We start from the raw sequence: 15,326 nt of genomic DNA on the forward strand, positions 1-15,326 counted from the left end.
CGCACTGCAACAAAGACATTCAAAAGACCACTATAATTTGAAAAAACTAATTTTCAAATGTCAATTGAACGAACGATAATAAATAGATCACAAGCTAATACAATTTCAACAATAGCAAAAAGCATATTAAGTATTGAAGCAGAAAAGGGTTGTTCACCAATAATTTATAACTATCCGGTTGAATTAGAACCGACATATCTAAATCCAATAAATTGGACTAATGAAAATCAAATCCGGAACAATCAAAATTATAAGAAATTAGAAAATCATTACTCAAATGAATATGAAAGTTTTAATTGCTGGATATCAAAAGAACATGCACTAGATTGGATAAAAGCCGAAAGATTTATAAAATTATTAAACACCATAGAAAACAGAATATGTTTTGAAATAAATGGAAACAAAGAAAAAATCAATATTAACATTAATACGTCAAGAAATGATTCCGAAATATTAAAACTCGCAATAATGTCCGAATATCCAAATTGCGTTATTACTCAAAACGAAGAAAATAAAAAACAATTTGAAAATATGTATTTCAGAGATTTTTACCCGCAACCGCCTTATCATCATTTATTTACAAGACCAAGTGAAATAGTAAATTCACCATATGATACATTCATATTTGCGCTCACAAATTTGCCAAATGAAATAAAAGGATTTCTGCAAATATTATTTATTCCGGTGAAAAACAATTGGCATCAAAATGTAGAAATACTTAATGATTTGGAATTCATGAGTAAAACAATAAATGATCCGAGATCATATCAACGAATAAAACAGCAGTTACCTTCGGGCGACATTAGAAATATGGCTCGTGATATAGAAACAAAAGCGCATAATGACAAACCATTCTTTTCAGTTTCAATCAGAGTGGGAGCGCAAACAAATTATGATAATTTTAATTTAAGCGGATTAACTTCTTTTATGAATTTATTCCAACACGGAGGAAACAAACTTAACTACATAACACAAAATGAATATTTAGAAAAAATTGATAACCAACAAATCATTAATATGTTTGAAAATAATTTAACATATCGTTCCGGATTTCTATTAAACTCTTCAGAACTATCCGGCTTGGTACATATTCCAGCAATCAGTCATTTCACAGATAAAAACATTTATATGGATTATTTAGCAAATATTGAAACAATACCAATAGAAAAAGAACTAGAAGAAGGAATAATAATTGGTTACAGCAAATACTCAAATAAAGAAATTCCGGTAAGAATAACAGATCAAATAAGAAAAACCGGAATACATATAATCGGCAGATCCGGAAGCGGAAAAAGCACACTAATGGAAAATCTAATACTGCAAGATATTGATAACAATATTGGTACAGCATTAATAGATCCTCATGGAGATACAATACAAAGAGTATTATCACTTATTCCGGAAAATAAAATCGAATCCACAATATATATCGACTTCGGAAATACTGAATATATCCCAATTTGGAATCCACTAAAAAGAATAAATAATCAAAGTATCGGCAGAACGGCAGACGATTTACTTGCTTCATTCAAAAGTATAATTAAAACTAATATGTGGGGACATAGACTTGAACATCTGTTAAGAAACGGATTTAACGGATTGCTGCACATCGAAGACTCAACATTATTTGATCTTCTAATAATATTTGAACAATCAAGAAACATGAGCAGAGAAAAAAGAATATTAACCGACATAATAAAAAATGCAGTTGAAAATGAGGTAGCAAAAAGATTTTGGCAGAAAGATTTTCCAAGCTATAAACGGGACGATTTTGCACCATCACACCACAAATTAAGCATGCTGTTAAACTCAGATGAAACAGTTTCATTAATGCTCTCACAACCAGACAACAAATTAAATTTTAACGAGATAATTGAGCAAAATAAAATATTACTGCTGGATCTATCAAATGTAGGACCGGATACAAGAAAGATATTAGGATCATATTTGTTATCAACTTTACATAATTATTCAATTTCAAGAAATAGCATTGATATGAATTACAGAAATCCATTTAGTATTTATTGCGATGAAGCCCACAAATTCACACCGGATACATTGGAAGATATGATAACCGATGCAAGAAAATTCGGAATAAATCTAACTTTTGCACATCAGTTTCTAAATCAATTCAATACGGATCAAAGAGATGCGTTATTAAGTATGGGTTCATCCATAATATTTAATGTAGATTTATTCGATGCAAAAAACCTAATAAATAATTTACAATCAAAAGTAGAAGTAAAAGATATTCTAACGCTAAAGACTGGCGAAGCATTCTCAAGAATCGGAACACAAATAATAAAATTCGAGACTAATAAACCAAAACAAATACTTGACGAAAATTATAAAAAAGAAATAATCAAAAAATCCAAAGAAAAATATTACAAACCAATAAGTACAGTTAAGAAAATTGTAAATGAAAGATTAAAGAGATTCGGAATAGATACAGAACCAATAAGAATAACTGAAGAATTAGAATTTGATAAATCAGACTTTAAATTTGGATATGATGAATTTGACTGAAATACTACAACTTCTGGATGAAGATTTAATTAAACAAAAAATTGACAAACCAATCGATGAAATATTCAACCAAGTTTATTTGTTTACGGAGCAAGTAAATTCACAAAGGAAACTAAAAAGTATAATTTATTTCTTAATACGAAAATTAAAGAAGAATAAAATAATTTTAACAACGAATAATCAATACTCGGATTTAGTTTGGTTCTTAAACCAATATTATTCTGCAGACGGATCACAAGGTTACGAAAGAGCAATCTTTGACATACATAATTACAAAAAAGAAGGAATATTTCTAATACTAGAAACTACATCTGAATCACTCAAAAAAGAACAAAAAGAAAAATATTTACAATGGATTTACACAACTAAAATTGAACACGCTGATTGGGAATCGAAACTTAAAATAGTAGAACAGATAAATAAAACTTCATAAATTTCTTCAGAACCAAATAGCCTAACTAAAATTCAACAAGCAGTATATCTAAAAGAAATAATTCAACAGCAAATTGAAACAAATCAATCAATAAAATCATTGTTAAAGCCCAAATCGTTTTAACAGTGAAACGATTTAGACTTTGAAACCACAAATCAATAAAACAATTGATTAAAATGATTGATGACGAAAAATTATCAGACAAAGAAAAAATAAGATTATTCTTTTCACTCTTCCATGGATTAGAAAATGTATATGGTACATACAGTACACAAAGTGGAAAACACTGGCAGATCAAAGGGAAAGTTACAGAAAAGGTAATCGAAAACCATCTGAAGGGAAAACAACCATATGGATTCTACCCGCTGATTAGTGATAAAACATCTGTTGCAGTTGCAGACTTTGATAATCTTGATCCCAGACCACCTATAGAGTTCATTAAAAAAGCAGAACACTATGGATTATCTTCGTATCTGGAAAAAAGCAAATCAAAAGGATATCATGTTTGGTTGTTCTTCCCAAAGGATGGAATAAATGCTAAAAAAGTAAGGCAAGTTATAAAATTTATTTTAATGGAAATTGATTCAATAAATACAGAAGTTTTTCCAAAACAAGATTCAATCACAGATCGCGGATCATATGGAAATTTTATCAATGCGCCATTATTTGGAAAACAAATTTCAAAGAATAAAACAGTTTTTATTCATCCAAACTTTAAATTAGAATCTTACCCAAATCAGTGGGAATTTCTAAACTCAATCAAAATAAACACAGAACAATTATTAGACTCAATAATATCTAACAATGATATAATAAATGAACGTAAATCAAAGGAATCAAGTACAATAAACTATGGAAATTCAAAATTTGGGTTACCAATTTGTGCAAAAAAAATATTACGAGATGGAGTTACATTTGATCAAAGAATCGCAAGTTTCAGGTTGGCAATAAACCTCAAAAGAATAGGAACTCCAAAGGAACAAACAATTGAGATATTAAATGATTGGAAGCAAAAAAACAAACCAATAAATGGAAAAAAAATAATCACAAAGAAAGAAATAAAAGAACAAGTTGGATGGGCATACTCAAAAGACTACAAAGGATTTGGATGTGAAGTACCAATAATAAAAAGTTTCTGTGATCCCAAATGCAAAACAAATAGAATATAAAATTTAATTCTTTAAAAAATAATTTGTAAATCAATAACTCAAATTGAATATGGAAAACAAATTTGTTTTAATAGAAATCGATCAACTTTATGCTATCATAAAGCAAGCAATTACAGAAGTAATCAAGAAAAAAGATAATGAAGACCAGCAAAAGGAGATACTGAATTTTAAAGAAACATGCGAATTTCTAGGAATCCATGCTTCAACATTGAATAAATGGAAAGCTCAAAACAAAATACCATACAAACGATTAGGGAAGCGAATATTTTTTGAAAGAAAGGGAATTCAAGCTGCTCTTAAGGAGTCAAAATATAGTAAAATTCATCAGTTGATACACAATTAAACTTAAAATAATATTTATTTCGAAATTCTAAAATAAAAGAAAAATAATTTAATTTTTCAATCACGCACAATAAATTCTCGATTATGCCATCAATTTTATAAATCTTAATATTTTTTTTATTGACAAGAATGTCCAATTAAATTATATTGTATGTATGCGTTTACTTACTTTTGTAAAATGATATATACAATTAAACAAAATAAAATAATTGATGCTTCAATCGAATTAATTGCTGAGAAAAGCATTCAAGAATTTACAATTAAAAATTTGGCTCAAAAACTTGGGGTAACCGAGGGAGCTATTTACCGCCATTTTACTGGTAAGATAGAAATTTTACTTGGAATACTTAAAAATTTTCAAGAAGAGTGTAAACCCACCTTAAAAATTGCTTGTTCTTCAGAGATTTCTGCATTAGCTGATATGGAGAATATATTCAAACATCATTTTAATTATTTTGCTGGTAAACCCGCCGTATCAGCAGTCATATTTTCAGAATCAATTTTTCAGAATGATAGTTTACTTTCAATAGAAGTTTATAAATTATTAAAAATGCATGAGGATTCTCTTACTTGTATAATTAAACGTGGACAAGAGAATGGTGAAATAAAACTTAATAATATTAAAATAGAACAGATTGTTAAAATAATAATTGGATCAATTCGTTATACTGTTACAAAATGGAGATTATCTAATTATAAATTTGACATAAAAAGTGAAGGTAAAATTCTTTTAGAGAGTCTTAAAGAACTTCTAAAAGCATAAATGTTAGATTAACGTTTATTAAAATTCTTCAATTTGAAAATTAATAATCAATTTTGAAACTTGTGAAAATGACAAAATCCAAAAAATAATAATTTTTTAATAACACAAAATTTTTTACATTAAACGTAAGTGAATATTCACATACATATAAATATTTTTCAAAAAAATAGGGTAAAAAAACTATGGCATCTTCTGTAAAAAGATTTGATTACCTCTTTCGCAGTACACGTGGATTGACACTTGTAGCCATTGCTGTAGTATCTTTAATAACTGCCATATTTGGAACGCTTTCTGGACCAATGGTTGAATGGGGTATAAAAGACATTACTGTAAACTTGCTTGGTCTAAAGTTAATTCAGGCCGAAAGAGAAGGTCGTATAATAATGCTTTATCACACAATTGCGATGACAATTGTAGCAATTGAAGTCTATTTCATAACTGAAATTGTAAGCATGAAAAAGCATGAACAAACCATAATTAATGGAACAATTACAATTGGGTATTTAATTGCTGTAATTTTTGGGATGGCATTTGCATATTGGGGACATAACTTCATTTTTCACGGTCTTTTTCTTCTCGGTCAATCATTAGTCTTTTTTGCTGGAATTCTACTTGTTGTGGCATTAAATCCTTGGAGAAAAGAATATTTATTGGATCAAAACTCATCTTTTGCACATTCAAAAAAAGGTATTGATTTGGAAAGAATGGCATTTTTTGTAATGGCAATTTGTATGCTTGTTTCCGCATCATTTGGTGCTGTTACTGGATCTTTTTGGGGAAATGGACATGAAACTTTTCTTGGCGAGGATTTAATTAGAAATCCGCATAAAACTTACTTGCAAAAAGCAATTATTGGTCATTTACACATAATGCTTACACTTGTTGCTGTTGCAATTACACTTATTGTAGGTCACTGGTTAAAATTTAGTGGTAAATTACATAAAATCGCAATGCCATTAATGATTGTTGGAACAATAACCATAACATTTGGAGCTCTTTCTGTTGTCTGGATTGAATGGGCTCATACTACAATTTATGTCGGTTCTGTATTCGTAATGTTTGCAGCACTTCTGTTTGTAATCTATAGCTGGGGAATGTTAATAAAGCAAGGTACCGAGAAATTAGAAAAACCAAGCGTATTTCAAAAAATTAAAGCACTCTTGAGCGATCCATTAAAATTTGGACCTGGCTGGCAAATGGTATTTATGAACTTTACGGTAAGTGGTGTTGGAATTTTTCTAGCTATTAAACTCGAAAAGATTTTTCGTGTTTGGCCCCACAGAGAGGAAAGAATAACTTTAACTGGTCACTGGCACATTTTGGCAGCCCTAATTGCAACAATAATTATTATGTATTTTGCTGATTTGTCCGGTCTAAAAGGAAAAGTTCGCAAGTGGTTTGGATGGTCTGTAATTATTCTATCAGATTTGGCATTTGGAGCAGCAACAATTTTTTCAATGAAAAGATTGTTTGTTGATGAAACAAATCAACAAGGAGTTGTTAATACAACAATGTTATTAATGGATTTTGGGCTAGCAATTGTTCTAATAATATTTGCAATATTTATGGGTTGGAGACTATATGATTTATTCCAAACAAAAGGATATTGGTTAAAAGAGTTTTCAAGAGAAAAGAAAAAGTGTGCCGAAGAGGAGATTGAAGAACAAAAAAGAAAGTTAGAGGAATTGAATAATATCTTGAAGGAGGTAACAGAATGAAAATCATACTGTCAATATTTACTTTTATTTTGATATCTCTGTCATTTGTTAGTTGTCAATCAGATACGAATGTTGGTTCGGTTAAACCACCATTCATAGAAACTGGTATAGATTCGGACACTTGGGCAATTGTTAAATCTGGTGAATTCCCTTTTGGTCAGCACGATCATATGACAAATATTGATTATGATTTTGAAATTATGATTACTGATGTTACTAACTCTCAATATGCAAATTTTCTAAATGAAGCTATATCAGCCGGGAAAGTTAATATTGGTAATGTAGAAGTCGAAGCTGGACACAAAACAGAATTAGTAAAAGGTGTTTTGGGAAACTATAAAGGAGAACCTTTTAATAACTTTAAGCACGAAGAAGAAATGAAATCAGGTAATAAACTTCTCATGCCGCTTGAAATTGAAGGATTACGTTTAGTTTTAGAAAATGAGAAATTTAAAGCCATCCCTGAATATGCCAACCATCCTGTCACAATGATAACTTGGTATGGAGCAAATGCCTATTGTCAATTTTATGGATTTAGATTACCAACTGAAAAAGAATGGGAGAAATCCGCGAGAGGCGTTAACATCATAGATGGACATGGATTACCTTTTCCTTGGGGAAAAGAAATTTTCAGAAATAATGCTAACTATTATTCCTCATTTGATCTATTGGAAAAAATCTCCGATAAGCTGGGCAATACAACACCTGTTGGTTTTTATAATGGGAAAACATATAGCGGTTACAAAACTTTAGAATCTAAAAGCCCCTATGGTTTATATGATATGGCAGGAAACGTTTGGCAGTGGATGGGAGACGATTATCAAGATCAACACTACCGCTATTTACGAGGCGGCAGTTACTACACTTACGAAGTTGATTTAAGAGTTTGGAAAAATAATAGTGCACATCCAACATATTACAGTCCGCAAGTTGGTTTCAGGTGTGTTAAAAAAGTAGAAAAAAATAATTAAATCATGTTTTTATATGAGGAGATTAGGAATGAATACAAAAACACTGATTTCAAAAAACCTAAAGATTTATTTACCTTTAATCAAGAGTCTTCAAACAATGCTTTTGCTAATTACTGGTATTACAGGATATATAAGCGCCCGATGTCCAATAATGTCATGGAAAACATTTGTTGGATTATTAGTAAGCCTATTCTTAACAATTAGCGGTAGTACAATTCTAAATATGTGGTATGATAGAGACATTGATGCTAAAATGGATAGAACTAAAAACCGTCCACTTCCTTCCGGCACAATTGATTCAAATGAGGTTTTTAAAATTGGGCTAATAATTTCAACTATTGGTGTGGTAATTGCTTTAAGTATGTCGCCTTTATACGGTCTAATTATATTTGCTGGTTTATTTATTGATGTAGTTATATATACAATGTGGCTTAAAAGAAAAACTGCTTGGTCAATTGTCTGGGGTGGAATTTCTGGAGGAATGCCAATATTAGCTGGACGTGCTTTAGGAATAGGTGAAATAGATTTTATTGGAGTATTATTTTCAGTTTCAATACTACTTTGGATACCAACCCATATACTTACGTTTAGTATAAAATATTTTGAAGATTATAATTTAGCAGGGATACCTACTTTCCCCTCCACTTATGGAAAACAAAAAACAAGAGTAATTATTGCAATCTCAAGTTTTGGTGCAGCAGTATCCATTGCAACTGTTGCATTTGGTCTCGGACTCTCTTGGGGCTACCTAAGATTGTTTTCTGTTTTAACATTTGGAATAATCGGACTTGCTGGTGTAAGTATTTACAAACCTTCTGAAATAATTAATTTCGGATTATTCAAATATGCATCATTTTATATGCTTGGTGCTATGATATTGGTGGTTTTGGGAACATTATGAAACGAATCCGTATAATAAATCGGATATTATTTTTATTAACAGGGCATATTTCTGGATATCAAATAATAAGTGGAATGGATTTCTATTCAAATTTAACAACATTTTACTTTACAGTATCATTCGGAATTTTATTATTAGCATGCATCTTATTGCTTTTGATGGGTTTCGAAATTATGGAAAATAGTTTTGTAGCAGTAATTACATCCTTGATACCGTTAACCTTTTCCTTAGGTATGATTGAAAATAAAATTCAAGAATATCATACGCCATATTTAGTCTTTATAATAATTGGTTTTCTTATATCAATATATTTTAGATTTTATGGTAATGGTAGGTTCGCGTCTCTTTCTTTGGGTTTAATTTATGGAGTTTCGGGTATTGTTATCTTATTACTTCCAGTTGCATTTATACTACAAAGTGAAATATCAACAACATACATTTTCATAAGTATTGGTAGTTTGCTAATAAGTTTTGCTGGACTTCAATTAGTTTTTATTAAAAATGGTAAACCAATTTTCAATAGGAAATATTTTGAATTGTTGTTTCCAACTGTTCTCTTTTTTACAACTTTAGCTTTTGTTATTGGTTTAAGGGCCAATTAAAATTTTAATAATGCAACATGGAAATGAACAAAATATTCTTTTCAAAATTTAGTTAAAAATTTAAATAATAGAGTACAATGAAATTATTTCATAAGCTCTTTTTCATTAAATAACTCAGGAGAACAATGATGTTCAATGAAACAACAAAAACACAACGAACAATTATGGCAGTTACCGCTGTAATTGCCGGCATTTTTATGATGTATATTATGCCAACACAAGGCATGCGAACATTAAAATTTGCATTGGAAAATGTTATGGAAAGGTTAATTCCTTTTGATCCAGATTTTTACCCTGCTGTGCCAATTTTAGGAGCAACTTATAGTATTTGGATGGTAGTATTGTGGTTAGGCGGTGCTTTGGCTATTGTAATTGCAAAAAATGTGTATGATGGTAAGGAATGGGCAAGAAGTACTATGTTAGGACTTGCTGCTATTCCTTCAGTTGCTGGAATGACAATGTGGATACCTTGGATGGTATTGGTAGTCTCAGATTATTCAAAAGGTCCTGTTGCAGGTATTTTACCTCCACCAGCTGGCATATCACCAGCAGCACCAGTTTTGTGGACAATGGTATTTGGGCTTTTATTCTATTATATATTTTTATTAGCAGATAATGATACAATAAAAAACAAAATTATTAAGATTATTCCTTATACATTTTTGGGTGTTGTGGCAGGTATGGTTTTTATGAATGGCCAACACGGCGTTCGCTATTTTATCTTTATACCAGAATATTTAACTCATACATCTTCGTTTGATCCGCTTGGCAATTTCTTTACAAATTTAGATCACTATGATGCACTTGCTTTAGTAACAACTTCACAAGCTCAAATTAATGCAGGAGAATTAGCAAAAACAAAAGAGGCTATATATAATCCAAACACACTTACTTTGCTTCTTGGTGGGTTTATGAACTATGCATCTTCATATTTAATGATAATTGCAATACCATTTTTAGCAATGAAGAAAAAATTTGGATATTACACAGTGCTTACAACAGCTTTGGCAACGGCTCTAATTGGATTTGATGGGTATTTTGTAAGAAATTCTTTTGAATGGTTAGTCGGTGGACTTATGTCATTAGCATTATTTGGAATGTTTTTGCTTCCAATATTTAAAAATTTATTTATTGATTCCAATGTTCGTGAAAAATAAAACTAATTAATTCTTAAATAATATGAGACTGTTTAGCAATGAGAACATAATAGAAAGAAAAGGCTCCTTCTATATCTTTGTTCAAATTCTAAACAGTCTTTTTATGGAGTTTAGTATGAGAAAAATTATAATCATTTCAACCTTATTGTTAATTACTTCAAATATTTTTGCTCAAAAAGCAGATCAAATGATTGGAGTTACAGCAGGACAGTTGGCGCTTGGTGGAAGCGTAGTTGCTGATCCGATAGATGCTCCTTCAATGCTATATAATCCTGCTGCAATTGGTGTTTTGGAAATTAATAAAATTGGATTTGATGTTAGTTTGGGATTTGTAAATCCACCAAGAGAAATCAAAAGTGCAATAGGTACGCCACTTGAAAAAAACACGGAAAGTAATTCAAATTATTATTTGGGAATGGGAAATGGTTTTGCTGCAAAAATTACTGATAAAATAATTGTTGGGGTTGCAGCCGGTGGTGTTTCCGGAATGGGAGTAGATTTTCCTTCTTCAACTTTAGTTGATAATCCAACCACTCCTTTTCCCGAAAATGTTTCTGTAGTTTCAAAAAAAGGGCTGCTTAAAATTGTACCTACTATTGCTTACAAAATTAATAACGATCTAACAATTGCTGCATCTATTCAAATTGCACAACAATCCTTATCATTAAAAACTCCAGCATTCATTCTTCCACAAACAGAAAATTATGGTTTTGGTGGCAGCTTTGGTTTAATATACAAAGCACTTCCTAATTTACAATTAGGATTATCATATACATCTGAAATAAATATTAGCGAATATGAATTCAATGGTACAAGCTTACACCCAATGGCTGGTGGCGATGGTGTATATCTTTTTGATATGGATAGTCCGCAAAATGTTGCATTCGGTATAGCGTTTAAACCAATGTCTAAATTACAAGTTGAAGCTGATTTAAAGTGGTATAATTTCTCTTCTGTATTAGATAAAATAGATTTAACTACTCCATCCGGTTTGGTGATTCCAGTTAACTTTGGTTGGGAAGATCAAATGGTTTATTCAATTGGAGCAAAATTAAATGCTAACGAATGTATGACAATTATGGCTGGTTATTCTTATGGGGCAACTCCAATTACAGAAGAAAATGTTGGAAACAATCTTGGATCAATTGCTGTTGTTGAACATCATATTTCAATTGGTCTAAAACGGGCATGGAATGACAATTTGTCTTCAACCATTTCTTTCACTCACGGCTTGCATAATGAATTAGAATCGAGTGTAGCACCATTAAATATTGCGGCAAGTCAAAATATAGTTTTCTTCCAATTTGGTTATAGGATGTAATATTAATTTGTTAAATAAGAGTCAGTAATAACTGGCTCTTATCATATTAATTTGAAGTTTATTAGGAGAAACAGATGTCATCAAATATAAAAATATTTAATAGATTCAAATTTATTTTGTTAATTGGAATTTTTATTTCTAATACATTCCATGCACAGCGTGAAATAAATAAAAGTGATACAAATTTTAAGCGGGATTTCTTTAATCAGGTTGAACCAATTAAGTTAATAGACCCAATGGCATATACACTTGGAGCTACAAATGCTGAAGAAGTATATGTGTATTATTATACGGATATAATTGAATATAGCGGTCATTCATGTGCCGCAGTTGCTGGTGCTTATAAAATGACACAATTAGCATTGAATGAGCTTTACAAAGATAAAACTCCCGAACGTGGTGCGATAAGAGTTACCATTAAGGGTGCACCAGATGACAATGTAAATGGACCGATTTCTCAAGTTGTTTCATTTATTACCGGGGCGGCTGGAAATACTGGATTTAAAGGAATGAAAGGAAAGTTTAGTCGATATAATTTATTAGAGTACGATTTAAATAATAAACCAACTGAAGATGTACTAGCAGAAATAATTTTTGAACGAATTGATACAAAACAAAAAGTTTGTGTTTCCTATAAAGCAAGCGCAATTCCCACAAATCCGGAAATGACAAAATTAACACCATTGATTATTAGCGGTAAGGCTTCAACCGAAGAAATAATAAATTTTGGTGATCTTTGGCAAGAAAAAGTACGTATTGTATTGTTAGAAACACCTAACGAAGCATTTATTATAAAAAAGTTAGAATAATATAAAATCAAAAGTGTAGATAAGTGCTAAATAAATTCAAACCATCAATTAAAAAAAAGTATCTAATATTAATCTCTGGATTATTATGGAATGGTGCTGGGATTTTTCTAAATGTGATTGCACTAAGATGGATAACGCAATTATCTAAGATGCAGATTTTCACTTCTTATGTTGTTGGCATTTTTCTTGGACTTTCAATTTCAAAATTTGGTTTCAGCAAACTTGCAAAAAAAAATATAATAAGAATCAATTCATATTCAGAAACAGTTTGTGTTTTTGCATTTCAAAGATGGAAAATGTACTTCCTAATAGTATTTATGATGAGTTTAGGAATTTTCATGCGCACAACATCATTAATTCCTAAATATCTACTTCTTCCGATTTATGTTGGTATTGGTACAGCATTATTCATTTCCAGCTTTGTTTATTATTATAATTTTGTAAAACATATCGGCAATAAAGTATGAAAACAATTAATAATTTTCTATTACTTAAAATTTCCGTTCTTCTTATAGTAAATATTTCTGTAAAAGCTCAAACAGAATTAACTGGTTTTTTTGATGTAATTAGTACTCAAAATTTTGCTTCAAAAAGTTCACACCAATTTCAAATAAACCAATTTGAGCTTGATGTAAGCTATGCACACCAAACAAATTTTTCTGTTGGAACCGCTGTTGCTCTTAACAATGAATCAGAAAAAATGGAATTGGCTATGGCATTTGTTCATTATAGTTTTAATGATGGACCAGCTTTGCATCCAAGAAGAAAAGAAACTTATGATCATACTGCATTATTGTTTGGTAAATTTGATATACCTTTTGGATTAGATTATTTGTCTTTTGCCTCATCAGATAGATTAACTATTACCCAACCGCTTGTTATAGAAAAAACCATTGGGGGATGGAACGATATCGGTATTGATTTCCATATTTTTCATGGCAATTTCAAATTTGATATTTGGGCTATTAATGGTTTTTCTGACGGTGTAAATTTAGGCGGTAATGTTAGATATACAATATTCCCATCTATTGAAATTGGAGCTTCACATTCTTCCGAAATAATAAAATTGAACAATTCAAATAAATGGATAAATGGAATTGATTTACAGTTAAACTCAAAGATATTCCAATTTCAATCCGAATACTTATGGACGAAAGGAATCTATGAAGGAACCAAAGATACTATGATGATTGATGATATTCATCATGGGGTTTATTTTCAACTTATAACAGAACTCATAGAATGGACTTTAATGCCAATTTATCTAAGCTTAAGATTTGACGCTTGGCAATCTGAATTGGATAGAGATTTTGATGGTGCTGATGATTGTCAAAATAGATATACAGCAACTTTTGGATATAGAATACATGATAATCTTTCTTTCAAGATAGAAATTTTATCAAGTCAATTAGAAAACTATAAACGAGAGCATAAAGCAATATTACAAGCGGTTGTTAGCTTTTAGAATTTTGAATAAATTATTTGGGAAATTAAATGCAGAAAATATTTTTTATATCCGCTGCAATTTTAGGCGGTTTAGCTGTAGCAATTAGTGCTTTTGGTGCTCATGGCGGTGCTGATATTGTAGTTCAAAATAATGCTTTGGTAACTTTTGGCAAAGCTGTACGCTACCAAATGTACCATTCATTAGTTCTTTTTGTTGTTTCTTTTGCTTTAGGCATTTGTAAATCGCAAACCAAGTCTCTTAATATTTCTGGAATATTATTCCTACTTGGAATAATATTTTTTTCAGGTAGTCTATTCTTAATTTCATTTACAGGTTTAAAAATGGGTTATATAACTCCAATTGGCGGAACAGCATTGGTTGGCGGATGGTTCACTTTAGCATATGCTGGATACAAAGTGAAACTTAAATAAATATTTGTTTAAAATAACTTTAACAAAAATAGAAATTATGTTTATACACAATTTTCCTAATTGAGGAGATAATATGAATCTATTTGACAAAACTGTTCTTCTACTAACAGGTTTTTCAGCTATTTATCTTATTGTAAGATTATACCAAGATTTTAATTCAAAGGAATTAAAGCCAAGACACAATATTCCATACATTGTTTCTTTCACTGTATTATTAATTTCAGGATTACTGCTTATCATTTTTGGTTGGGATATTTTACCACAACCGGAAATAATTGTTGTTACAACTCTAATTCCAATGGGGCTTGCAGTTGGATTAGTTTGTGAATTCCACAAAGAAAAATTAGGTAAATCTTATAAAATTATTGCATTGTTTGGATTAATCTCTATTATTCTCACAAGATTTATTCCAGATGTTCCAAGAGGTTTACAAGTTTTTGCAATTGCCTCTGTTCATTCTATTTTTGGATTAACTGTGTTTCTTATTCCAATAATTGCAATAAGAATGGGCAAAGCTCCAAATGGATTTATCTTTGTAACTATTGGCGAAATATTAATTGGTCTCGGTGGAATTGCGTTGACATTTCTAAAGTCTGATAAACAATTATTATTTTTTTCTCCGGAATTTGTTATGATGATTTTAGCTGCTCTGCTTTTATTGATGACTTTGGCTTTTACTTGGGGCTTTATGAAAAAAATAAAATTTAATAACTTTTCTAACAATCAGAATAATTAA

16 protein-coding genes are annotated in these 15,326 nt (G+C 30.4%); all 16 read left to right on the forward strand.

The genetic code is table 11. From position 1 onward, the window contains the following. Positions 1 to 57: 57 nt before the first annotated feature. Positions 58 to 2,526, forward strand: a complete 2,469-nt coding sequence (locus IPH62_11665; GenBank protein ID MBK7105930.1) for an ATP-binding protein — start codon at positions 58 to 60, stop codon at positions 2,524 to 2,526. Beyond that, entirely contained in the window at positions 2,519 to 2,959 is a 441-nt protein-coding gene (locus IPH62_11670) for a hypothetical protein (protein MBK7105931.1), read from the forward strand. Before IPH62_11665 ends, IPH62_11670 begins: the two co-directional genes overlap by 8 nt. Positions 2,960 to 3,135: 176 nt before the next feature. Beyond that, on the forward strand, positions 3,136 to 4,128 hold the full coding sequence (locus IPH62_11675; GenBank protein ID MBK7105932.1) for a hypothetical protein: 993 nt from the start codon (positions 3,136 to 3,138) through the stop codon (positions 4,126 to 4,128). 49 nt (positions 4,129 to 4,177) lie between these two features. Next, entirely contained in the window at positions 4,178 to 4,471 is a 294-nt protein-coding gene (locus IPH62_11680; protein MBK7105933.1) for a helix-turn-helix domain-containing protein, read from the forward strand. 177 nt (positions 4,472 to 4,648) lie between these two features. Further along, on the forward strand, positions 4,649 to 5,233 hold the full coding sequence (locus tag IPH62_11685) for a TetR/AcrR family transcriptional regulator (GenBank protein ID MBK7105934.1): 585 nt from the start codon (positions 4,649 to 4,651) through the stop codon (positions 5,231 to 5,233). 182 nt (positions 5,234 to 5,415) lie between these two features. Next, entirely contained in the window at positions 5,416 to 6,951 is a 1,536-nt protein-coding gene (locus tag IPH62_11690) for a bZIP transcription factor (GenBank protein ID MBK7105935.1), read from the forward strand. Positions 6,952 to 6,980: 29 nt separating this feature from the next. After that, on the forward strand, positions 6,981 to 7,922 hold the full coding sequence (locus tag IPH62_11695) for an SUMF1/EgtB/PvdO family nonheme iron enzyme (GenBank protein MBK7105936.1): 942 nt from the start codon (positions 6,981 to 6,983) through the stop codon (positions 7,920 to 7,922). A 97-nt stretch (positions 7,923 to 8,019) separates the two neighbouring features. After that, positions 8,020 to 8,823 carry a protoheme IX farnesyltransferase gene (locus tag IPH62_11700; protein ID MBK7105937.1) on the forward strand — a complete coding sequence of 268 codons (804 nt, stop codon included), beginning with the start codon at positions 8,020 to 8,022 and terminating at the stop codon, positions 8,821 to 8,823. Continuing rightward, positions 8,820 to 9,425, forward strand: a complete 606-nt coding sequence (locus IPH62_11705; GenBank protein MBK7105938.1) for a hypothetical protein — start codon at positions 8,820 to 8,822, stop codon at positions 9,423 to 9,425. Before IPH62_11700 ends, IPH62_11705 begins: the two co-directional genes overlap by 4 nt. Before the next feature lie 209 nt (positions 9,426 to 9,634). Beyond that, positions 9,635 to 10,582 (forward strand): hypothetical protein, encoded by a 948-nt coding sequence (locus IPH62_11710; protein ID MBK7105939.1) that lies wholly within the window; start codon positions 9,635 to 9,637, stop codon positions 10,580 to 10,582. A gap of 115 nt (positions 10,583 to 10,697) precedes the next feature. Continuing rightward, positions 10,698 to 11,903: an outer membrane protein transport protein gene (locus IPH62_11715; GenBank protein MBK7105940.1), complete on the forward strand. Its 1,206-nt coding sequence runs from the start codon at positions 10,698 to 10,700 to the stop codon at positions 11,901 to 11,903. Positions 11,904 to 11,977: 74 nt separating this feature from the next. After that, positions 11,978 to 12,712, forward strand: coding sequence for a hypothetical protein (locus IPH62_11720; protein MBK7105941.1), 735 nt, complete (start codon positions 11,978 to 11,980; stop codon positions 12,710 to 12,712). A gap of 23 nt (positions 12,713 to 12,735) precedes the next feature. Continuing rightward, complete coding sequence (locus tag IPH62_11725) at positions 12,736 to 13,179, forward strand: hypothetical protein (GenBank protein MBK7105942.1); 444 nt, start codon at positions 12,736 to 12,738, stop codon at positions 13,177 to 13,179. Further along, positions 13,176 to 14,177 carry a hypothetical protein gene (locus tag IPH62_11730; protein MBK7105943.1) on the forward strand — a complete coding sequence of 334 codons (1,002 nt, stop codon included), beginning with the start codon at positions 13,176 to 13,178 and terminating at the stop codon, positions 14,175 to 14,177. Before IPH62_11725 ends, IPH62_11730 begins: the two co-directional genes overlap by 4 nt. Positions 14,178 to 14,206: 29 nt before the next feature. Beyond that, on the forward strand, positions 14,207 to 14,590 hold the full coding sequence (locus IPH62_11735; protein MBK7105944.1) for a DUF423 domain-containing protein: 384 nt from the start codon (positions 14,207 to 14,209) through the stop codon (positions 14,588 to 14,590). A 73-nt stretch (positions 14,591 to 14,663) separates the two neighbouring features. After that, the gene (locus tag IPH62_11740) at positions 14,664 to 15,326 is read left to right on the forward strand and encodes a hypothetical protein (GenBank protein ID MBK7105945.1); all 663 of its coding nucleotides are present in this window, start codon (positions 14,664 to 14,666) and stop codon (positions 15,324 to 15,326) included.

The sequence above is a fragment of the Ignavibacteriota bacterium genome (assembly GCA_016708125.1).
Taxonomy (GTDB): domain Bacteria; phylum Bacteroidota; class Ignavibacteria; order Ignavibacteriales; family Melioribacteraceae.